Source organism: Thioclava sp., assembly GCF_048263065.1.
Lineage (GTDB): Bacteria > Pseudomonadota > Alphaproteobacteria > Rhodobacterales > Rhodobacteraceae > Thioclava.
This window is the reverse complement of the sequence record NZ_JBLXEM010000014.1, coordinates 25,916-48,610: the sequence shown is the minus strand read 5'-3', so window position 1 is coordinate 48,610 and position 22,695 is coordinate 25,916. Positions and strand designations below refer to the sequence as shown.

The 22,695-nt window shown below is 56.4% G+C and carries 15 protein-coding genes; 5 read left to right on the top strand and 10 right to left on the bottom strand.

Annotated elements, in window-relative coordinates:
* The first annotated feature begins 176 nt into the window (after positions 1 to 176).
* The 4 genes from ACN0SD_RS15185 to ACN0SD_RS15170 all read left to right on the top strand — a co-directional run bounded on the left by ACN0SD_RS15185 (position 177) and on the right by ACN0SD_RS15170 (position 4,634).
* On the top strand, positions 177 to 1,193 hold the full coding sequence (locus tag ACN0SD_RS15185) for a GSU2403 family nucleotidyltransferase fold protein (protein WP_417809075.1): 1,017 nt from the start codon (positions 177 to 179) through the stop codon (positions 1,191 to 1,193).
* 392 nt (positions 1,194 to 1,585) lie between these two features.
* On the top strand, positions 1,586 to 2,737 hold the full coding sequence (locus ACN0SD_RS15180; protein WP_417809074.1) for an AAA family ATPase: 1,152 nt from the start codon (positions 1,586 to 1,588) through the stop codon (positions 2,735 to 2,737).
* Positions 2,738 to 2,832: 95 nt separating this feature from the next.
* Positions 2,833 to 2,931 carry a MobA/MobL family protein gene (locus ACN0SD_RS15175; protein WP_417809089.1) on the top strand — a complete coding sequence of 33 codons (99 nt, stop codon included), beginning with the start codon at positions 2,833 to 2,835 and terminating at the stop codon, positions 2,929 to 2,931.
* Positions 2,932 to 3,125: 194 nt separating this feature from the next.
* Positions 3,126 to 4,634, top strand: a complete 1,509-nt coding sequence (locus ACN0SD_RS15170) for a Fic family protein (RefSeq protein WP_417809073.1) — start codon at positions 3,126 to 3,128, stop codon at positions 4,632 to 4,634.
* A 105-nt stretch (positions 4,635 to 4,739) separates the two neighbouring features.
* Here the strand turns inward: ACN0SD_RS15170 and ACN0SD_RS15165 are convergent, their stop codons facing one another.
* The 3 genes from ACN0SD_RS15165 to ACN0SD_RS15155 form a co-directional block, all read right to left on the bottom strand.
* Positions 4,740 to 5,960, bottom strand: a complete 1,221-nt coding sequence (locus ACN0SD_RS15165; RefSeq protein ID WP_417809072.1) for a type II toxin-antitoxin system HipA family toxin — start codon at positions 5,958 to 5,960, stop codon at positions 4,740 to 4,742.
* Positions 5,953 to 6,255 (bottom strand): helix-turn-helix transcriptional regulator, encoded by a 303-nt coding sequence (locus ACN0SD_RS15160; RefSeq protein ID WP_171186123.1) that lies wholly within the window; start codon positions 6,253 to 6,255, stop codon positions 5,953 to 5,955. The genes ACN0SD_RS15165 and ACN0SD_RS15160 overlap by 8 nt, the downstream gene beginning before the upstream one ends.
* A 257-nt stretch (positions 6,256 to 6,512) precedes the next feature.
* Positions 6,513 to 6,710, bottom strand: coding sequence for a hypothetical protein (locus ACN0SD_RS15155; RefSeq protein ID WP_417809071.1), 198 nt, complete (start codon positions 6,708 to 6,710; stop codon positions 6,513 to 6,515).
* A 514-nt stretch (positions 6,711 to 7,224) separates the two neighbouring features.
* Between ACN0SD_RS15155 and ACN0SD_RS15150 the strand changes: the two genes are divergently transcribed.
* Positions 7,225 to 7,452, top strand: a complete 228-nt coding sequence (locus ACN0SD_RS15150; protein WP_417809070.1) for a hypothetical protein — start codon at positions 7,225 to 7,227, stop codon at positions 7,450 to 7,452.
* Between the two features lie 602 nt (positions 7,453 to 8,054).
* On the opposite strand, the gene ACN0SD_RS15145 is transcribed toward ACN0SD_RS15150, so the two are convergent.
* The 7 genes from ACN0SD_RS15145 to ACN0SD_RS15115 all read right to left on the bottom strand — a co-directional run bounded on the left by ACN0SD_RS15145 (position 8,055) and on the right by ACN0SD_RS15115 (position 22,421).
* Positions 8,055 to 11,462 carry an AAA family ATPase gene (locus ACN0SD_RS15145; RefSeq protein ID WP_417809069.1) on the bottom strand — a complete coding sequence of 1,136 codons (3,408 nt, stop codon included), beginning with the start codon at positions 11,460 to 11,462 and terminating at the stop codon, positions 8,055 to 8,057.
* Positions 11,459 to 12,640, bottom strand: a complete 1,182-nt coding sequence (locus ACN0SD_RS15140; protein WP_417809068.1) for a metallophosphoesterase family protein — start codon at positions 12,638 to 12,640, stop codon at positions 11,459 to 11,461. The genes ACN0SD_RS15145 and ACN0SD_RS15140 overlap by 4 nt, the downstream gene beginning before the upstream one ends.
* 84 nt (positions 12,641 to 12,724) lie before the next feature.
* Entirely contained in the window at positions 12,725 to 14,902 is a 2,178-nt protein-coding gene (locus tag ACN0SD_RS15135; protein ID WP_417809067.1) for a hypothetical protein, read from the bottom strand.
* Positions 14,903 to 15,016: 114 nt separating this feature from the next.
* On the bottom strand, positions 15,017 to 17,185 hold the full coding sequence (locus tag ACN0SD_RS15130; RefSeq protein ID WP_417809065.1) for a DEAD/DEAH box helicase: 2,169 nt from the start codon (positions 17,183 to 17,185) through the stop codon (positions 15,017 to 15,019).
* Positions 17,186 to 17,190: 5 nt separating this feature from the next.
* Positions 17,191 to 18,498 carry an ATP-binding protein gene (locus ACN0SD_RS15125; protein WP_417809064.1) on the bottom strand — a complete coding sequence of 436 codons (1,308 nt, stop codon included), beginning with the start codon at positions 18,496 to 18,498 and terminating at the stop codon, positions 17,191 to 17,193.
* 15 nt (positions 18,499 to 18,513) lie between these two features.
* Positions 18,514 to 21,018 carry a TerB N-terminal domain-containing protein gene (locus tag ACN0SD_RS15120; protein WP_417809063.1) on the bottom strand — a complete coding sequence of 835 codons (2,505 nt, stop codon included), beginning with the start codon at positions 21,016 to 21,018 and terminating at the stop codon, positions 18,514 to 18,516.
* A 116-nt stretch (positions 21,019 to 21,134) separates the two neighbouring features.
* Positions 21,135 to 22,421, bottom strand: a complete 1,287-nt coding sequence (locus tag ACN0SD_RS15115; protein ID WP_417809062.1) for a Fic family protein — start codon at positions 22,419 to 22,421, stop codon at positions 21,135 to 21,137.
* Positions 22,422 to 22,695 lie beyond the last annotated feature (274 nt).

Genomic DNA, 22,695 nt, shown 5'->3' with positions numbered 1-22,695 from the left:
AGAGGTGAAAACAAGTTGGCAATCCCGGCCTGGCCTTTGCGTTTCCTAGTGCCCGGTTTCGGGGTGGTCTTGAAGCGGTCGGCCGCACGTCGTTGAACTCTATTTTTCCGCCTTGCCTAGCAATTTCCTGTTTTGATAGGTATATGTGTGCCAAGCAAAATTTGGAAATGATAGGCATGACCTCTCTTAGCAGTATCGCGATGAGCGCCTACACCGATCTGGTGCGGCTCCTGAAGGATGACGCCCTATCCGGTGTGGAGGGCAAACCAACGCTCAAAGAGCGCGGCGACAAGGCCTACTGGTACGCAGCCCGCCGTGTCGGAACCGAGATGCGCTTCATCTATATCGGCGAAGACAGCGATGAGACGCGCGCGCGCATCGACCGGATCGAGGAGCTGCGCGCGACCGCCAAGGACCGACAGGCAGAGCGATCAAGGCTGGTCCGGCTCTTGCGCGCCGAAGGCATGACGCCCACCGACCGGGCGACCGGTTCCATCCTGTCGGCCTTGGCCGCAGCCGGGACCTTCCGGTTGGGCGGCACCATCGTTGGAACCAATGCATTTCGCCTCTATGAAGGCGAGCTTGGTATCCGCCTGCCCATTGGCGGTATGGCCAACACCGGCGACATCGACATCGCCCAGTTCGAAAAGCTCAGCGTGGCGCTGCAGGATCAGGTTGACCCGGGTCTGGCCGAGACCTTCTCGGCGCTCAAATTTAACCCTTTGCCGGCTCTTGACCAAGGTCGGACTTGGCGATGGGCGCAAGGCGGCAGTGGCCAGCTGGTCGAGTTTCTCACGCCGGCGTTCGGAGATGAGACCATCCGTGATTTGCCCGCCTTGGGCGTGAACGCCCAAGGATTGAACTATCTCAACTTCCTGATCGCCGAGCCGATCCATGCGGCGGCGATCTATCGATCTGGCATTCTCGTGCAGGTCCCGCGTCCAGAGCGCTATGCGATCCACAAACTGATCGTTGCTGATCGGCGGCGTGACGGGGCAGGCAGCCTCAAGTCGGCCAAGGACCGGGAACAGGCGGCCTTTCTGATCGAAGCGATGGGCGAGGACCGCCCTGATGATCTGGCCCGCGCCTATGCCGCTGCTCAGGAGGTTGGCTCGCGCTGGCGAGAGCATATCGGGAACTCATTGACCCGGATGCCGGAGACGAAAAGGACCCTCGAGAGCTTGGGAGCGTAATCGCGGCAACGGGGTCGCGCTTGGCGCGGCCCTTTCGTCATGTCTCATGGCGCGTGCGGTCGGTTACAGCGCTACATCCTGTCGAGCCAACCGCATGGACAAAATATTTGCGACAGAACCGACTATTACGAGAACAAGTCGGAACGGCTGGAACGACTTGTATCTCGACTTTGGAGATGGCCAAAAGACCTTGGCGGACAGTTGGCGAAAATCGTAGGAGCTGAGCTGTAAAAGGAGAGAAACAGGCGGACGGACGGACGAAAACCTTTGGTTTTCGTCCGTCCGTCCGCTTTTCGCGAACCGTCATTTAAAAAATGTTTTTTTCTTACTCATGTCGAAACCACTTCGTTTCCGCGTCGGATGGTCCGGCGCGTTTCAACGGAGTATTTCCAATGCGTAATCTATTTACAAACGCCGTAGGGCAAATCCGCGACCTCACATTCGGAGGTCATAAGGCACGTCATATTTCAGATGTGCCTCTTTCAGTAAACCGCCCGTATTTGGTCAAAGGGCTGTTGCTTCCGAAGCAAATCAGCGTGCTGGCCGCACCACCCAACACTGGCAAGTCATGCATAGTGGGAGCGCTCTTGGCCAAATTGTCTCAAGGGCATTCGTTTGCTGGACGCAGAGTCAGAAAGTCTGCGGTGCTTTATGTCGGAGCAGAAGACCCCGATGGCATCGCTTCACGGGCGGATGGACATTTCGCTTCGGACGAAGACAAGGCGAGCAGTGAATTTCTAATTTTGGACCGAGCAATCGACATGTCCCGGCGGGCTGATGCCATGCGTTTCATCAAGGATGTGAAGCGGTACAAAAAGAAGATCACGGCCAAGCGGCTTATCATCGTCTTTGACACACTGACCCTCTCGATCGGAGGTGCTGACGAAAACAGCGCAGGTGATATGACAGAAGTTATGTCTAATGCTCGCGAGCTGGCTCTCTCCACCGGAGCACACGTGATGTTCGTTCACCATACGTCGGCAGCCGACCCCAAGAAGGCACGGGGTTCTACTGCGCTGGTAGGAAACCCCGATACTGTTTTGATATTGAAACCTGTTGGCAAAAGTCGTGTCCTGATGGAGACCGCGAAGCAAAGGTCGATGCCTAAGGGGGATGACATCGGATGGGAAATCGTCTCCGTGGATTACGGCGTGGATGACGATGGCGACCCGGTTACGAATGCGTCCGCTTCTTGGGTCGAGGATACGAGTGAATGGTCAGAGCCGGAGCCATCAAGAAGTGGAAAAAAATCGAACTTCGAAAAATCGAAAGAGGTTTTGCGAACGCTCGCGCTTTTGAAGGCGAACGCTCGTGCCGATGGCGCATCGAGTATATTCGGAACCAAGGACATCGCCGCCCAAGTAGGCTCCCCCTTTGATCGCGCGGGCATGAAACCTGACAGCTTACAAAAGGCTGTTCGCGAGACATTGAACGGCTTGGTCAAGGCAGGACGTGTCGAAAAGGTTAGTGCGCAGGGATATCGCCTCGCGTCAGACGGTATCGGTCCGGAAACCCGAGACGATGACTACGTGACTCTTCACTAACGGTATGGGTGAGGGCGGGCTGTGGCTCGCCCTTCATCTGGGGGAATACCCACAACCGCTTGATGAAGTCATGAGGCTTTGGCGATGAAAGCCTCATTGATCATCGCTCATTCAAAGAACGCGGTATCGACCGCATTCCCGAAATTCACGAAGGCCCGGCAGCGAGGGCTGGCGCAGGGGAACTTTCTCGTTGAAGCGGGGGCTTGCACCGCGTCTTACACGGATGCCCGCTTATGTTCAGCAATCATAAACACGGGGATAGACCGAAGGATGCCAATAGTGAGTAAAATCGACAGACGGTGAAGGTTTTCGACGCGGATGATCTTGCTAGTCGAGTGAGAAAAACCTAAGTAATAGCCCCAATGGTGAAGATTTTCGAGGCGCGGTGATGAATTTCTACGGACTTAAGCTTCCTGGTCCGGGTCGGATTGCAGGATATGGCTGGCTGGTCAGTGAGCTTGTGCTGCGCGTGCCCATGCCGCGCCGCCTGTCTCTTGTATCCGATCACCACGAACGTCGATCCGATCCGGAATGGGAGGTATTCCGATCAGAGCAATGGCCGGGCGAGGCTGTGTTCGATCACCTGATGTTTGCCATCAAGAACGAAGGCATCGATCTGCGGGTCTTGCATGAGGTCACCAAAGTTGCGGACCCGTCTGAAATCTCCCAGGCTTTGGCGGGAGCGACCGGTCTCTTTGCGCGTCGCCTTTGGTTCTTCTGGGAATGGCTGACGAACGAGAGACTGGACCTGCCCGATCTGGGGAAGGTGAAGTATGAGCCCGCGCTCGACCCGGGCAACTATTTCGCCATCGAGCCCGGAAATCGATCGGCGCGCCACAAAATCATCGACAACCTGCCCGGAACCCCGGCTTTTTGTCCGCTTGTGCAGAGATCCTCGAGGCTCGATCAGCTGATCGCGCGGCAATTGCCGGCTCGGGCAAGGGAGGTAACCGAAAAAGCACCGCAGCACATCGTGTCGCGCGCCGCGGCCTTCCTGCTGCTGGACGATTCCAAAGCCTCCTTTGCGATCGAGCAGGAGAGGCCCGGACCCCAGCGTGCCGCCCGCTGGGCACGTGCGATCGGCGAGGCGGGAAGCCACCAGCTATCGCAAAGCGAGCTTGAACGCTTGCAACAAGTTGTCTTGCAAGATGCGCGCTTCGTGAAGATGGGTGTCCGCAAGGAGGGCGGATTTATCGGAGGCCATATCCGCGACGGAAAGACCCCGGAGCCGGTGCATATCAGCGCCCGGCATGAGGATCTGGCAGACCTTCTGAAGGGAATTGCGCTCTATGAGGCGCGGGCTCTCGAGGGCGGCGTTGATCCGATGGTAGTAGCGGCCGCGCTGTCGTTCGGCTTTGTCTACATCCACCCCTTCGAGGATGGGAACGGTCGTCTCCATCGGTATCTCCTGCACCATGTGCTGGCGCGTGGTGGATTCAATCCAGCTGGTCTGGTCTTCCCGATCAGCGCCGTGGTCCACCGGCGCATCGAGGAATACAGCAAGGTTCTGAAGTCCGTGTCGGGGCCGATGATGGAGTTCATCGACTGGCAACCGACAGCTCAGGGTAATGTGGAAGTCCTGTCGGACACTGCGGTGTTTTACCGCTTCTTCGACAGCACCATGCATGCCGAATTCGTTGCCGACTGCGTCAGGGAAACGGTAGAACAGGATCTCCCCAAGGAAATCGACTACATCGAACGCTATGACCGGTTCAAATCCAGCGTGGACGAGATACTGGAAATGTCGGCGCGCAAGGTGGATCTGCTGCGAGGGTTTCTGGAACAGGGCAATGGCAAACTATCCAACCGTGCGTTGCGCAGGGAATTCTCGGCACTGACCCAGAAGGAAGTCGCCCTGATCGAAGAGGCCTATGAGGTAGCCTGGTCTCCCGTTTGAATTCCTCCAGCTCAAGAGCAGACGATTAAAGCCTGCACAGACGGGCTACGAACTCGGAACTCTGTCCAAGATCATCTGCTTTTTCTGGTGGATAAGCGGGTAATTCTATGGTCGCGCCAAATCCGCTTCCTCGTGCTCGAAGGCTGTCGCCATCTCCCTGATCTCCCTCTCCGGAGCCCCTAAGTCACGGGCGACTTCACGCCAAGACTTGGTTGCCTCAGCCACCTCTGCAATGATGCGATCTGCCTCGCTAAGTTCGAGAAGATAGGATTCATGTTGCGCGCGGTGCAGGGCGATACTGGCATCCGGATTGTCGTCATCAACGTAGCTCTTGAGCACACGCGGTTGGTTCGGCACGGGGTTGATGTCGTAGGCCGGTGAGAGGTGCCAGCCGCCCCGCCCACGCAGAAATCCGTGATTGCGCATGTGGTCATCGAGGTTCGTCACGAGAATGGAAAAGGCGACGCGTCTGTAGAGCTCCTCTCGGTCTTGATCGGGCGTGACGCTTTCTGAGGTGATAATATCTGCTAGGTCCAAATAGCTGTAGCTTTCGCCATCTCTGCCGCCCAGCATCGCCATGGCTGAGATGAACGGGATCCTGCCGTCATCGTTCCGGTCAAACCGATGGGACAAGAAAACTGGCTTATCGCCAGCCATCTCAAGCGTGTGGTCCGAGACCGTAATTCCAGCGCGCCTTGCCAGCTCCAGCGCGATGGCCTCCCAGCGTTCCACGCAATAGGTATCAGTGTCTTTCGGGAACTTGGCGACAGACAGGCGGCCGTGTTGGTCGAGGATACTGGCCTTCGGCCGCGCACCCCCTAGGGAACTGCCCGGGGCAAACAGCATTTGAAGATCCTCAGCGGTCTCTTCCCCGCGCAGAACGCGCTGAGACGCATGAAGCAAATCCCCGAGGCTTACGAGCGCAGGCACGCCGATGCCCTCGCGGGCTTGAAAGTCGCCATCAGCTTTGAAGCGCAGTGCGCCCAAACGGGTCTCATCATTCACTCCAAGCAGGTAGTCAGCTTCTTGCAGTGTTCTCGGACGTCGCCCCTCGGCCGCTGCCATGCGCCCCTCAAAGCGCCGCATCACCGTCCGCCCCCAGGTATCAGGGGCAGAATCCCCAAGCGGGGCAAGCATGTCCTGCCCTGACTCAGGTACGAATTGCCCTGCAACGAGAGGCATGTCCGGCGAAAGCCCAAAGGCGTTTTCGTCGCCAAGCCAGTCGTCATGATAGGTGAAGGACACCCGCTCTCGGCCGCGCCCCGCTGTGCGGTGGAGCGTGCCAACCCGTTTCAGCCCCCTCCAGTCGATCCAGACCTCAACCATTTTTCAGTCTCGCACGCTGCGGGAGGTCATCCAGGGCCATCTGCTCACCAACCGGATCGTCGATATCCCCCCAACCTTTCAGAAGGCCGAGCGCCTGCAGCACGGCCACGTATGTACCGATCTTGACTGCAGGGTTCCCGCTTTCGATCTTGGCGATGGTCTGTCGCGTTGTGCCAGCGCGCTGCGCCACAATCTCAGCGGTCAGTTTGCGACGCAGTCGCGCAACACGAATGTTTTCCCCAAGCGTCACCAGCTCCTTACGCGCCGCCCTAGGCATTTTGATCGGAACAGCCATAATGATGCCTCCAAGAAACACTAAGATCAAAAATGTTACACTGAGAAAACATTAATGTCAATTTTCGCCTCGCGGAACGACAACCCAACGCCCCTGCTCATTTCACACCTTATGTTATCTTAGAAAAACATTACGCAAATTAATGTTACCATTACGAAACGCTGCCCAGTTACTCCATTGCATTTGCAGGCTCACTTCACCAGACTCATCCAACGCGTCTGTTCGCGCGGAACGACTGCGATGCCTTCTTTCGAAAATCACGCCTGCAGCCGCGCCGCGCGCACCTGCTCAGGCGTCACCAGCTTTGACGCGATCAAATCCTCAATCTGCCGGTTTGTGATGTGGCGGCACAGGGGATGGCGCTCCTGGCCACTCGGCAAGGCTCGCACGGCCCTTTCCGGTGATGATATCTTGGTGGGAAAATGATGCCTGATGAAGTCGTTCTTCCCGATCAAGAAATTCGGCCTCAATTGACCAGCCTGATCCATTGAGGCGGCGGGGCCAACTGACCACGTGGATCGGATCGCAGATTCTGATTGGCTCAGATTCAAACGATCCACGAATGTCGAGGATCAGTCGGGACTCTTCATCAAAAGCATACCAAAGCTAAATGTCAGCATTGAGCCGTTCGCGTGGCTCAATATCAAAGGTGCGGAAACCTGCCCCCTCAGTGGCCCCTTGTACAAAAAGAGATTCTGCGAATTTCGTTTTGCACCAGCGAGGCGTGTATGCCGCCATTTGTAGCCAGAAGATCAACTGCCCAAGCCCAGAAACTGATGACAAACATTGACGAAACAACGTTCCTCTCTCCTTGGAGAAATTTCTCAAGTTCAAAAAAATCGCGCGTCAGACATCAAATTTCCCACAAACTGTTTTGCCGTGTTTTTAAAAGTTCCTATATGTTTTTTGAGCACCAAACTGCTCGTCACCCAAACCGCACCCATCATGGTGCTTCAACAGGAGTAAAAAATGAAGGTCAAAAATATTTCTCTGATAGACGGCCAATTCGTTTACGCAGGAATCATAACGGACACCGGCATAATTAATGTAGAGGCCGAAATCTCTTCCATTATCCCCATCCATATTGAAAGCGCCGTATGGAAAGCAACCGGGGAAGATGCATCGTGCTATATCGCACAGCATTTTGACGCTGTGCGTGGTCTGATCACACAAGAGCTTGCCCAAATGGCCGAATAAAGGCTGAAGCTTTCTCATCATATTCGGCGGCTCTTCGGAGCCGCCCTTTTTGTGTTCAATGAAACGCCCAGAGTTTGCCGGAGGCCTGCAGCTTCATTTCACGCGACCATATCGAACACGACGCGCGGTGTATAAAAATCCTCTTCGGCCTCGACTGGGGGGATATTCCGATGGGTCTAGATTATCGCGCCACGCTCAGGCAGGCGGTGCCAATGGAGTGGTTACGGCATGCCACAAGATGCTTCTGTTTCTTACCGGGGGGACATTCCGGTGGTTGAAACCTTGACGCGAAGGTCCATCGTGGACGGAGAATCTGACGCCACAAGCACGCCGGAACCAGAACCTCCGATGTCGCGTGAGCCCACGCCTCTCGGAAGCGAAGCAGCCGTACTCCGGCAAGTGGCAGACATCGCCGCGCATGTGTTCGAGACGCAGTTGATCATCGTCCAGCCACGGTAAAGCAGTATGCAGGCCTGAAACCGCCGTATTCCTCGCGGGCATTCCCCCAAAGAAAATTTCCGGGAACTTGAATGCCTGGGGAAAACATTCCCGCCATCAGCGCGTCCATATGCAAACGCAAATCCGGCGCCGACTCAAAACAGTCAATCTGGCATGTTCACGACAGTCACCCCTTTGATGGAGTCGCGTGCCAACTCGACTAGATGGGCATGATGCGTGAAGAGGATTGCCTGCCCGTTTGTGCCAATCTCGGCGCAAAGCTGCAGGGCGGCCCGAGCGCGCGTATCGTCGAAGGTTTCCATGATATCGTCCAAGATCATCGGCAATGGGCCCGGATCGCGCGCAAAGCTGCAATATCCAGCGAGGCGCAGGGCAAAGTACAACTGACCCATCGTGCCTGTTGACATCTGTTCCACAGGAACGGTGCTGCCGTCAGGTTGGACCCCGACGAGCTTTTCGCCTTCGGCCTGGCTCCAGACGTCAACGCCGGTCCAGGCGGGGGTGGTCATGGAGACAAAGGCCGCTTCGACGTCGCGCAACATGCCACTGCGCCGCTCTGCTGCAAGTCGACGCAGCGCCCCGCGCGCGGCCAGCACCCCGAGCCGAGATACAGCCGCCTGACGCGCGCCGCTCCGAAGCTCTTCCAGTAGTGTCGCCTGTTCGGTGGCGAGATCGCTGCGGTCGGCCGCCTCAAAGGCTTCGCGGTACAGGCGGGCAGCATCGCGCTGCGCATCGCGGGCGGTGTCGCGGGAGTCCTGTGCGTCTTTCAGAGCCCGTTCCAGTTCTGCGGCGCGTGTGGCGTCTGGCATCCGTTCCAGTTCTTCAGCAAAGAGATCGGCATCTACTCCATCACGGGCCTTCTGCCGATCACGGTCCGCCGTTGCCATTTCGGTGCGCAGACGATCACGTTCAACCAGCTTTGCTACACGGTCGCGCGGAGCAAGGTCACGCCCACCCTGCCCTTCGAAGCAACCGTTCAGATCGTCGTTTGCGGCCTGACGTTCGGTTTCTGCCCGGCGTTTCAACGTTTCAGATTCAGCCCTTCGCAAGCTGGCCTCGGCGCGTTTTTCAACCGCCCGCGTGGCCAGCATTACGCGCGAACGCGCCCGGTCGATGACTTGGATGGGGTCGATATCAGTGTCACCCTCATGATCATCCATGATTAGAGCCAGACGCCGCGCGCCCTCTGCCAGCGCGGCTATCGCCTGCTCCAAGGCCTCGATCCGATCAGATAGCTTTTGATGCTCGCCATAGAGCTGCTGCAGGCTGCGCAGGTGTGGCAAGGCCGCACGAAGAGCCTTGAGCGAGCGATCCGGCAGTGGCAGCGCCGCAGTCAACGGGTCAAGCTGTCCCTGCGCCGTTTCGCAGTCGGTTCGGCATTCCTCCGACTTGCTGTCCAGCTTGGCTATGGTCTTCTCGCCGTCCTGCCATTTGGCCCAAGCCTTGCGATCACTATCCTCCAACGTCAATGCGCGTTGTACCTGAGTGGGCAGATCACCTTTCGCTGGGTCAAGCCCAAGGGGCCGCGCAGCATCAATCAGCGCGGCGCGGGCGACCTCCTGATGGGCTAGACGGGCTTTCAACGCCTCTTTCGCATTGGAAAGGTCGGCAGCCGCTTCGGCCGCTGCGGTCAGTGCCTGCTGGCGCGCGCTGAAGGCTGAGGGGGTCGCGTCTTCTTCCAACCCCAGTGCAAGCGCCAATCTGGAACAGTGCTTCGACAGGAGGTCACGCTGCGCAATCAGGTCGTCGTGGCGCGTCTTTGCGGTTCCATGCCTTGCGTCGGCGGTCCGCACCTGACCTTGCGCCGCGAGCAGCCGCTGCCGGGCCTCGGCGCCGGTCAGGTAATGCGCTCGGGTGCCATCATCTGCATACATTGCAGCCTCGAATTGATCGGCGGTCTCAGGGGTCAGATCATCCCGATGCTGCTGCCATACCAAGTCACGCCGACGCCGGGTTTCTTCGGTCATGACGATGTCAACGGCGTCAGGCGCGGCCTCTTGCTCACAAAGATCGGCCCGCGCCTCGGCCAATTCTGCTGCGCGGGCGTCGAGGTCATTGCGCGCTGACGCAAGGTCGGAGGTAAGGGCCGCCCAGTTCCGACCGACTTCGTCGAGCGTTTCGCGCGCCGGCAGGCCTTCGGCGATCAATTCTTTCCAGGACCCCGGCAGACCAGCAGTGACCTTGGTCAGACGCGCCAAAGCTTGGGTTTGGTCAGTCTCGAACGCGGTAAGATCCGCCACAGTCTTCCAAAGATCGAAGGCGGCTCGCAGCGCAGACAAGTCTTGCGGTTCAGCGGGCGCTTCGCCCTGTTGGGCGCGGGCTACTTCGGCGGCCTCCCGTGCGGCGTCGTTTGAAAAACTGGCGGTCAAGCACTCCTGGACTGCAGCTGCAAGATCCTCAAGAACGCCTGCCTCCAGGGCAACAGTCGATGCCGGCGCATCTGGCACCTGGAGGAGCCGCAAAAGGACGTCTATTTGGCGACTGAGTTTTTCCTGATCTTCGCGACGCCGGGCAAGATCGGCCCGCGCCGTATTGGCCCGTCCCAAAAGCGAAGCTCCATCGATGGTCAGTTGATCGAGACGTTCCAACTCTGCCGTCAACGTCTGGGTCAGCTTGTCGACTGGGTTATCTGCGACGATCTGATCTTGTTTGGCGATCTCTTCTTCCGCCTCCGCGATCCGGATCGTCTGCGCGGCGATTTTTTCGACAAGGCCCGCCACGCGCTCTGCCGCGCCGGGATGGAGGTCGGGGCCGTCGGGGAAATCGACCAAGGCCTCTGTAAGCTGCCCTATTTCCTCAGTTCGATCATACCAGACCTCCGCAGCTTTTGACGCGGCCTGTCTTTGATGGGTTTGCCGCAGCTCTGCATCGACCCCCTCAAACTCGGCTGCTGCCCGATCACGATCATGACGCAGGGTGCGCTCTCGCTCTGTCGTCAGGCGATCAGCCCGCAGTTCGCGGCCAATCTCTTTCAGGCGATCACTACCGGTTTTCAGAATGTTGCCCCGGCCTCGTTTCTTGTGAAATTTTTCGGCTCGCTCCGCCAGGGCGTCTAGTGTTTGCGCCATGCCCGTCAGGCCAGAAAGACCCGCATGCAGAAGTTGCCCAAGGTCTCCCTGCGCCCCGGCGATCCGTTCTCCACCCTCGCGCAAGCCCTTCTCGTTGAGAGAAAACCGTTCCTCATAAGTCTCTCGCGTTAGGCCGTGCAAAGCGCCCGACAGGATCGCTTCGTTTATTGGGCGGTCCTGCGAGTCCATCAGCGATTGCATCCTCTTGCTGTTGCGGCGCAAAGCCATGGCCCCGCGCCCTGGCAGGTCAAGTTCTGCCCCCACCAAAAGATCACTTCGCTCAAACTTGAAGGCATAAGGATGTGCCCCGCCTTTAAACCCGAAGAGCAATTCCAGAAAGGCGTGATAGGCCGTGGACTTGCCCGCCTCGTTCGGACCAAAGATCACCGTCACGTCGGGCACGCCTTCGTCACGCTTTGGAAAGGCAATCTCGGCGTCTTTGAAACGGCCATAGCGGATCAGGTCTAACCGGTTCAGCCTCATCGCAAATCCCCCGCGTGCAATGTCAGAGAGACTTCAGGAATAGCTTCTTCCAGAAGCGCATCCAGCCTACCCTCATCCAGCTCGTCCATGATTTCGGATGGCAGGGCGAGACGGAGTTCTTCAAGCTGTTGCAGGGCGGCGTGTCGAAAGCCTTCCTCCGCCAGTTCGTCCTGCATGAGGCGGACGAGATCGTCAGTCTCGGCTCCCGGTTTGCGGGGCGGCGGGGCAGATTTGACCTTGTCGAGGAATACGCCGTCGATGCTATCCAGCACTTCGGTCGCCAGTTCCGTCACCAGTTCTGTCCCGTGGCGATCCGAGGTTACGTGCAGGCGCACCGCCATATCGCGTCCCGGCACTTGCGCGGACATCAATGTGTCGCGCAAGCTGCGCAAGACCTCCTGTTGGTCCGCACAGGCGCTCAAATCCAACGCGCATTCGGAAAAGCCAAGTTGGCCAATGGCGCGGCGTTCGAATTCCGACGTGCCCTCGCCCACCGAAACAATGGTCACGGTGCCACCGTTGCGCTCACCAAAGTGACGCGGCTGCGGGATACCGGGCATAACCGCCAGCACTGGTCCGTCGGCACGCTCAAAGGGTGCGTGTATATGCCCGAGGCACCAGAGATCGTACCCATACGCCATTAGATCCCGTTCGGCGCAGGGTGCATAGGGATCATGACCCTGTGCACCGTCCAGCGAGGTATGCATCAGCCCCACGTTGCACCTGCCCGGCACCGGCCGCGGATAGTCGGGCAAAAAGCTCTTCGCTACATGGGCTGCATCAAAGGAGAGGCCATGGAAAGCCGTGCCGCCGATCTCAACCGTTGGTGCGCCCTTGTGCAGCAGATGGATGTTCGGCCCCAAATCTCCATGCGCCTTGTGATCTAACAGCGCATCGTGATTACCCCTGATCAGCACCGTGGGCACACCAGCTTCCGAGGCGCGCGCCAATTGGGAAATCAGGAAGGCCCGGGCTTTCAGATCCGGGTAACCATTGTCAAAGATGTCGCCCGCCAGCACCAACACATCGACCTGCTCCGAGATCGCTAGGTCGATGATCTCGGCAAAGGTGTCGCGGCTGGCCTGTTTCAGCCGGTCGCCAAGATCAGGGTTCCGTAGCGCCACGGATCGGATAGGTGATCCAAGGTGAATGTCAGCTGAAACGAGGAGGCGCATCATATTCCGTCCATTTTCGCGAGAAAGTAAAGCTTTGAGCATGTGTCTATTTAACCACTGCCATCCAGAAGTCCGGTGACAAAACGGCTAGGCATCAACACAGGCCTTTGTTTCGGCAAAAAGCGATTTCAAATGATGTCCCGACATATCCAGAATTGGTTCAAACATGAACGAATTTAGATGAATATTCTCGGGCGTCATTAGAGCTACGCGCTTAATTGTGCGCAACACCCCCGCGTCACACTCCCCCAGTTTTTCATACTTCCGAATCAGTTTCCCAGTTTGGTTATTTCCGATGTTCGCCACATACGCAGGGTCATTTATCTTACTGATCAACACCTCTTCGGCCAACAGCCGGATTCCAATTGAAAGAGCGATCTTCTGCTCTAGTGAAAGATTGTCATCTTCGACCTCGCAAATTTCAATACAAGCGATCATCAAAAGATCAAACACCGCTCCTTTCAGATTGTTGAAGTTGGCGAAACTTCCTTCCGCAAGCACAGATTGGTACATGCCGAACAGCTCACCAACCGACACAGTCTTTGTTCGATCTTTGACGTGCAGTAAGGCTGTGAGTTGTCCGAACACCACTTCGTTGCCCACGTATTCGGCAAGATTTCGGACGAATGGTATTGATGCCACCAAAACGACGGGGTCGGCCAGATTTTTCTTCCACCCCGAAAATGGGTTATCGCTTAGGTTATCCGGAACAAGTTGAAGTGCGCCATTCAGACGATTACTCAAAAGTTTGTTCTCACCATAGACGCCAAGACGACCACGAACCGTGCGGTAGAAATCGTAATTGTGAGTCAAGATAATAAGGTGGAAGGCTTCGTCTGCGCGCATGTCACTGAGATATTCGACAATAGCGTATTTGTTTTTGTAGTCGAACGAGTCTGCTATATCATCTAGAACCACGAGTGTCTCGATCCCCGCTTTTCTGCGGGCTTCAACTTCAAATATAATGTTCAGAATGTATAGCGCACGCTTTTCGCCATTGCTTAGACCTCTATCCAGAATGGCCCTATCCGTTTTACGTGCAGCGCCTCCTCCGCGATCATCGACATAAAATGCAATCTGTGGCGCGGAAACATTGAGCACTGCATCACCTTTATTTTCCACATGAACCTTGAATGGCACGGAGAAACGATCATTGAACAACGCGATCACGGCTTCCCATTGTGTCTGTTCCTTCTCAGCTTCTGCAATGATTTCCCTAATCTTCTCTTTGCTTGAGTCATACTCTTGGATCAATTCGAAATACTCATAGCCATTCTCAATCAGGTACGAAATCCAGACCTTTTGCTTGAATGCATCAATATCCGAAAGCTCTGCGACAACGAACGGGTTTTCGATCAGATAGTCACGGAAGCTTCTCAACTCGACCGTCGTAAGTGTGCCGTCCACCTTTTGGAACATTTCCGCCAGTTTCGGATCTTTAAGTATTCTATCCTTTTCACCCTCTATTGCCGAGATCAGGTCCCCGTCAGTCTTTATCTCGCTTCGCTTACCATCATGATTAAGATTTACTGAGTGGCCACCGTCAAACCATCCATTTGCCTTCAGATTTTTTGCAATCGTTTCGGCATTACTGTGATTGAAGACGCCTTTCTTAAAATACGAGGATTGATCTAGTATTTGCTCATAAATTTTGGTGTAATCATCGATTAACGCCTTGACATCTGCATTTTGGAGCAGGTCGGTCACCTTGTCACTGAACAGCACCTTGTATTTGAGGACTGAGAATGCAGAATGTGCGCCTTCTCGAACTTCCCGCTCGAGTCTCGCAAGCGCGACCAACACATCTTCTTTCTTTACTTTGAACGCATCGGCAATTGAGACGTCAATATCTTTCGTAAGTCCAGACGACTTCCGAAGGTTCTTTAAAAGACCGTCTTTCTTTTCTGCTATTGATCCAAAAATTTGATCATATCGAGATTTTAGGTCTTCGCTTGCAAGCAATGTTGAAATTCTAGCCGATTGATATTTTTCATCAATGGGGTCGATTACGAATATAGATTGGCGATCAAGCGCAGCACCTGTTTCATCGAAAATCCTGAAAGAGCTTTCTCGTTCAGGAAAAAATATATCTTCCGGCTCCTTATTATTTGCGTATTGCTTCAGAGTCTTGGCAAGCGAAGTCTTCATTACGCCATTTGGCGCATACACGAGGACGGGCATGTTTTTATTTGAGAAATCAAACGTGTGAGCTAACGCATCAATACCATAGCAATTAGTAAAATTGACTGATACCTTTACTGTCATTCTTTTGACACCCTTCATCCTAAAGACTAAATCTGGCCGACGCGACCCATTCCATTCCGCAAGTGTTAACGACGACATGACTTAAGTTTTGCTGCCGCAACTCGGCCTTTCTAACTACTTAAACAGTTCAGAAGCCAAGTCTGATAGTAAGTTGGGAGCGAGTCTAGACGAGGCTGCATCTAGAGCCAGCAAATCAGGCGACAGGTATGGGTGAAATTTTTCCGAAACCAAGTTTCCTGTACCGGCGAAGATGTCGACGGGCTCGCCTGCAGCTATTCTCTCAATCACTGTTTGCAGGTCAGGTGTTTCATCCCCGTCCTCCACCAGCAGAAACCCGTCATGCTGTTCGACTGAAAGCCCCTCGCTTCTGAGTGCAAGCGCGAGGGTTGATGTCTTCACCGTCCCGACCCGCGTCGCAATGATTGATGTATGCTCGCCGATGCTGTGGATGTTATTGGCCCTAAACCCCAGCTGTTCATACTGAGCACGCGCTTCCTCCAGCATCGTCAAGGAAACATTGTCCATATAGGCCGGACTGGCATTCCCCTCGAGCACTTCGAACATTCGGTCAATTACCTTGTCATGAATGTCCCCTGCATCGCCGCCGAAGACGGGAGGCACACCAGCCTTAGCAGGTTTGACGACGATGACCTTTTCACGATCATGGATTTCCTGAACTACCCAACGCCGCCCGGAAAAAATCAGCAGCATCCCCGGAGCAAGCACATTGTCGATTGGCAGGGTTCCAAGATCCCGCCCCTCTGCAACCAAACGGAATTCCTCAGGTGTCTGGAACACCGCATAGAAGCTGTAATGCTCAACCAGCTTTTCGCCTCTCGGTCCCAAAAGTAACAGCCCGCTTCCGGCCTGTTCGATCAAGCCGGTTTCTGGATGGCCGATCGCACGCAACACATCTGCGAAGACTTCGTTTGTGACCTTCCGAAAGGGGCCTTCGCGGCACAGGACGTTGTAGACCGAGCTTGCAGACGAACCGCCGCGCTGCGCTATGACTGACAGTATCTGGTGGACGAGCGTCGAGAGATGAAGCGCCTGCGGTTTTGGCGGTTCGCACCAGCCTTCCAGCAGCAGGTCTATCATCGCGATAGATCTGATCAGGCCGAGGCGAAGGCGATCCACGAAACTGCTCTCCGGCGTCAACTTGGCTTCGACAGCGTACTGCCTGAGTATGGCCGGCTGTCCCTCGCGCCTGCCTGAGCGGCCGAGCCGTTGTCGCAACGCCGCGACGCTGAATGGTGCCCCGATTTGAGCTACGCAGGTCACGTCACCGATGTCGATTCCAAGCTCGAGCGTTGACGTGCAAACCGCCGTTGTCGGTTTTGCTGCGTCCTTGAGGCGGCGTTCCACGAAGTCACGATGTTCGCGGGAGAGGCTCGCGTGGTGGGGATAGAATTCCTGTGGCAGGTGTTCCCGTTCGCAAAGCTCACGCAAACGATCTGCGTAAATCTCGACCCGTTGGCGCGCTCCGGCGAAGACCAGGTTGTCGCTGCCTCGAAGATGCTTAAACAGATGGGCTGCGATGGCGTCCGTTGCGGATGGGCTGCTTTCATCCTCATCGCCCGATACGTAGCCGCGAAGCTGGAGCCTCAATTCGGCCTCGCCGCCTTCTGCTTCGATGAGCTGGACAGAGCTAGCTGCATCAGCGCGAAGATAGGCCTTGGCGAGGTCCATGTCGCCCAGCGTAGCCGACAGACCTATGCGTCGGATTGGGCGCTTGATCGCGAGTTCAAGCCTTGTGAGCAGTGAACGAAGCTGGACACCGCGTTCACTATCAAAAACCGTGTGCAATTCGTCGATCACGACCGCCCGAGTGGCCCCAAACAGGCGGGCTATTTCCAAACCGCGACGAATGAACAGCGCCTCTAGGGACTCTGGGGTTATCAGCAGGATCCCTTTTGGAGATTTCAACGCGCGCGTCTTGATCGACTGTGAAACATCCCCATGCCAGGGAACAACCGGAAGCTGTGTTTCCTGGCAGATGCCCTCCAGCCGCATGGCCTGATCCGTGATCAACGCTTTCAGCGGGCCGATGTAGAGCAGGTCGAAGCCGGATCCTTCAAACGGTTCGTCAAGCGCCTGTGAAATCAGCGGCAGAAACGCCGCTTCGGTCTTTCCGCCCGCTGTCGTTGCCGCAACGATCAAGTCGGCATTGGTCTCGCAGATCGTCCGGATGGATCGCGCCTGGATGTCGCGAAGCTCGTGCCATCCTTGCTGACGTATCCATTTCTGGACAGGTCTCGCCAATTTGTCGAACGCATTGCTCATCGGCGTCAGAGCTTGAAGCTGATCAGATCATCGTCACCGGGGCCTTGGGCACCAGTCGACTCGTCTACCTCGGTCATGTCTTCGCCGAGGTCTTCGGAGACCTCGATCTTATCGATCAGATCGCTCCATTCGACACCGGGGTTTTGCTCGAGCACGGAAAGCAAGTTCACGAATGCCGTCACCGTATTGCGCGGCGTCCGAAAGTAGGCTTCGCCGATCCGATCTGAACAATGCGCCATGAAGGCCTCGAGCGCGTTGTCCGGCAAAGCACCGGCGTCGTCCTGCATGATCCGCCGGACATTGGCCAAAAGAACGAAGAGGTCTTCAGGGGTCAGGCTGGCCAGCCGGACAACCGGTCCCGAAAGGTCGACTAATCCGTCTCGCGCGAAGGTGTTCTCGGCCAAACGCGACTGGAGGGCCTCGTAGCTGTAGAGCCCTCGACGGGTGTTCATCAAGAACTCCGGTGTTCCGCCCATGAGGAAGCCGAGGTTCTCGGCACTGCCTTGCAGCACGTCATTAAGGATCCGGAGGATCTGCTCGTAGTTCGCATTGCGGGCCTGAGACGAGGTGAGCTTGTAAAGATTCACCATCTCGTCGAGGCCAACCAGCAGTCCTTTGTAACCCGCCTCGCACACGAATGCAGACATCAGCTTCAGGTGGTCATAGACACTGGCATCGTCGACAATGGTGCGCACTCCAAGCGCCTTGCGCGCGTCGGTGCGTGTGGCGAATTCACCGCGCAACCACCTCAGAGCCGCGGATTTCAACTCGTCGTCGCCGGTCTCATGGCCTTCCCAATATCGACGGATGACTTCAGCGAACTCAAACCCCCCGGTAAGTTCTTCAAAGTGGCCAAGGCGTTCACGAATGACAGATCCCGTGGGCAAATCCCGTTCTTCAGCGTCTCGGTGAGCCTGGCTGACAAACCGCTCCACCACGCTGGCCAATGCCCCGCCATCGGGCTTTGTCCGCGTCGACAGGTTTCGAGCCATCTCGGCATAGAGCCCTCGGGCTTGCCCGCCGGTCGCGTGAATACGCCGGTCTGGTGCCAGATCCGCAAACATCACAACCAGACCCTTCTCGAGGGCGACGAGGCGGATCAGGTTCATGAAAAACGTCTTGCCCGATCCGTATTCGCCAATGATGAACCGGATGGCCGAACCGCCATCGGATATCCGGTCCATGTCTTTGACGAGCTCTTCAATTTCCCGGACGCGGCCGACCTGGATATGACGCAAGCCGAGCTTGGGTACGACCCCTGCTCGAAGCGCCTGCACGATTGCATCGCGTTCACGTGGTTTCAACTTCGACATCCCTGCCCTCCCCATTCATTTTTCTTTTAATGCCTCTACAATGTCCGGAGACACGTCATATCCATCATACTCGTCGAGAAGCGCTTCATCGTAGGTCTCAAAGGCCCATTCATTCACGACTTCCAAAGCCCCGGACACCATCAAACCATGCGAGGCGCAGACCTTCTCGAACTCGGTTTCAGACCAATGCTCCCGATTGACCAGTTCGAGAACGAGGGCACCGTGTTTCGGGTCAAGCCCTGCAAGCTGGCTTTGGCTGGCAGGCGCGGAGACACCGCTTTCTTCCTCTTCGACATCGAAAATCTGACCGAGGACGGAAGACACGCGCTCGGTGTCTGAACGGATTGCTGCGATCCGCGAAGCGTCGAGTTTGGGTCCGCTGGCTTTTTCAAGATCGGGTATCGCTTCGCCCGGGCGACCCGGTTGCAATGCACGAACAGTGCGGGGACCATCAACGACTTCGCCAGCATGCAGGTCTGAGTAGGCAAGCGCAGGGTCAAGGCCTAAAGCTTTGTAGACTTTCTCGATGCTCGCGACTTCGTCGGAGTGAATAATCCCGTCGGCATGTGCTGCACTAACCAGTGCTGCGCGGATGGCAGTCTGGCTATCTTGCCCGACCTCCTTCAGTTTGCGCCGCAGAAGCGTCATGTCCGGTGGCACTGCCAGGAACCATTCAAGGTTTGCACGCAGCCTGCGGCGTTCCTGATCGCTGAGGGCCGCGGCAGAAACTTGATTTTCCAGCGCCCTGCGTTCAGGCTCCGCGATGCGACCATCCGCATGGGCAACGAACGACCCAAATGCCAATTCAATCAAGGCGCTTCGATAGCTGTCGGAAACTTCCTCCAGTCTTTCGATGGGTTCGCCCAGGCTAAACAGCACAACAGGCTCCTCCGCCTTGGGCGACCGGAGCGCAAACCGAGGGTCGGGCGCCAGACCGAAACCGAGGCGGGCGAGCGCGTCGGCCGCTCCTGTCATCTGCCGTTTACCGATCTTCTCGTTCGTTTCTCCCTCCAGACGTCCGATCACCTCCTCAAGCGGCACCAATCCCCCCCGATCGACGATAGTGCTTGCCCAAGATTTCAAGCGGTCCATTTCCTCTGATGGGAAGGCATCCCATAGATCAGAGGGCAACAAGGCATGCGCTTCCACGCTTCCGCGACCGTCAGGATTTCGGCCCAAGAAGCGACTGAGCTTGTCGAGATCGTTCATCACCTCGTCAGCCAACTCCTGGGCAATCTCGACCGGCTTGCGCAGGCCGGAAATATCCGGGACCGGCTTGCCGTCCACGGTTGGGTTGGCGGACCCCTGAAACTCGCTGGAAGCGGCCCGATAGGATGCCGTGAGTGACTTCCGGGGTTTGGACACCTTGAGCCCATCAGGAAAACGCCGATCAAACCGCATGCGGAAAAGAGCGATGAACTCGTCACGGCACCGAGTCGCGGGAGTTCTCAAATTTGTTTCCGGATGGCACATGAACCAACTCAGCAACCAGTCAGCCGTCAGGTTCTCGCCTTTGTCGATCCGAGCTCCGATTGCGTATTTGAGTGAGAACGGAAGTTCCCAGCCCTGCTTATCAAAAATCGGCTCGATAGCGTCGAGGTCGGTTTCGGCAAGCATCGCAATGTCAAGGAACTCACCCAAATAGCGTCTGACCGAGTGGTTGTCAGGGTAAAGTGACTGCAGCCGCCGAACTTCCTGGACGATATCCTTGGCATCTTCGTTCGACTGATCGACGAAGAATCGACGCTCCAACCCATAAAAATACAGGAACATGTAGCCGGGCTTGTAGGAGGCATCGTTTCGCCCGCTGGCCAACCAATGCAGGTAGGTCGCCCGGCACTGAGGTGAGATATCCGAGTACCCTGGCCAGTAGGGCATACCTTCACCAGCTTTGTCGGCTCCAGAGCGCGCGACCGACAGGGACGGATCGATATAGGCTCGGCACTTGTCACGATACCCGTAGGTGTTCAGCAAGGGAGGCGTGCCGACATAGACCATCCCGCCGATGTTGCGGCCGGCCACGCTAGCTGTTTCGCTAGACGGGACCCACCCGCTTTTCGATGATCGGGCCGATGCACTCGATGCCACTCGCGTGGGCTGGTTTCGTTCAGCGGCCGCTGCAAGTGCCGGCGCCGCAGACTTTCCAGCCAGAACGATTTCGGCGTAGTCCTGCTTTGGTGGGGAGTAGGCTTGAACGGCAGCCGGTGCTTTGGGCGCATTGGCTTCGCGTGTTCGTTCGCGTTCACGCTCGATACGTTTGTCGTAGGCACTTGGTCGGGCTACAGGCTCAGATCGGGAGGTTCGGGTTTCGGAACTTCCCTCGGCTTGCGCTTTTGCAGCGACTTTCCGCGATCTCCGTTTTTCCTGCCACCAGACCAGAATGACAGGAACACCGAATGCAAACAGCATCTGGCCGCCAACTGGCCAACCCTGAAGCATTGTGGTCACCACGACCATGCACAAGAAGAAATACAGGGCGAGAAAGAATGTAATTCGGAAAAACTTGAGTATTGAAGACATTATCGGAACCCTCTCCGAACCACACTATTTTGGATGCCCATCATTGCAACGACTATCGCAATAATTGAATGCGCTTTTGATGCGTCGACGTTCTTCGGTCCGATCCGATCGGCGATCTAGCGCAGGTTCACTCCTTCCAGATCATCTGGTTTCAACCGATAGCGGATTACGTTGCCTTCGTGGAGCCCCGCGATCTGCTCACGGACGTAAGCGACAACGTCTGCTCGATCAGCATCGGGTACGCCAGCAGCCAAAGCCATCTCATCAACCGCATCGGTTCGGAACTCCTTGAACTCGAGAACACAACGCCGGACCGCGGCGCGAACAAACTCTCGATAGGCAAGGGCTGCTTTTTCCGGGCTTTCAACCTCAGCGCGGAGAATTCGGTACTTTTCGGCGGAAGCCAAATACGCGTCCATGTAGACCTCGCGCAGCAACGCGACGTTGTTCAGCTCATACACCCCGATGAGCCCGTCGATATAGTCGCTGTCGTCCATCGTCGTGAACGACATCGGCGCAAGGTCCGACTTCAGAAGTGGGATGTTCGAGGCCACGCGCGACGTCCGCTTGTTGACGTCGGCAAAGGCCTGGAGGTACGGGATGTGCACCAGGAGGAAAAAGGACTGCTCGAACGGATCGGCGATCTGCGCAGCCTTGTGCAGCAGGATGTCGAACTCCTCTGCGATCGTGACCGCATCGTCGAGCGGTCGATAGCTCGAGTGCGAGATTCCGACCGGCATCGCACGCAACCGGCCCGACATCGCCGGGTCCGCCAAAAGACCGTCTGAGAGCAGCGCATGGATCGCGAACAGATCCGGACGCCGAAGCCCAATCTCATCAAGATTGTCTACGACATACTGGATGGCTTCCTTATGGTTGAGGATCATCAGGGCTTCTTTTCGATCCTTTCCCGCAGCTTCTTCGCCAAACCTGATCAGTCGCTCGGTCTGCAGAATATCGTAGGTATTCCCCTCCATCCTAGACGATGCCCAACTCAGATCGACCAGAAGCTGTTCAAGGATCCGGCGCGCGTATGTTCCGGCTGGAATTGCGCCGCCCTGCGGACGGCCTGCCTCCAACAGTATTTCGCGGTCTGGGGCAGACAGATACCAGGTCTTTCCCGGGATGTATGCGTCGAGAAACTCCGGATGATAAGACACCGGCGCCCGCCTGTTGTACGGCGTCGACAAATGTGCCCGGATGACCGCACCCCCGGCGATCTTGTATCCCGTCGCCCTGCCCTTGCCGGATACTTCGAGGCGACCCTCATCCACCATGCGCTTTAAGAGACGCCATACGGTGGTTTCGCTCACATCCCTTGCAACGCCCTTCCGGATGGCATCGCGTCCGGCGCCCGGATTCTCGCCGACAAAGTCGAGAATGTCTTGATCCGACAAGGCCATGAAACGATTTCCCGCAAGTGTGAAACGATTAGGCCATTGATACACCTAAACTTTTCCTCGGCGCAAGCTTTCGTTTCACGGGTTTTGCAACAATTCAGGCGTCAGGAAGCAAAAGCCGACTTCGTCAAAAGGACGAAACGATTATCACATTGAGATTGTGAATATTTCTGGGGCACCTCATGAATCGTTGCAGTGCAGATGAAACGATAAACAGAACAGCAGAGTTTACATCATGTATCGGCAACGGAGACCGGCAAGATTCGAAACCATGGGG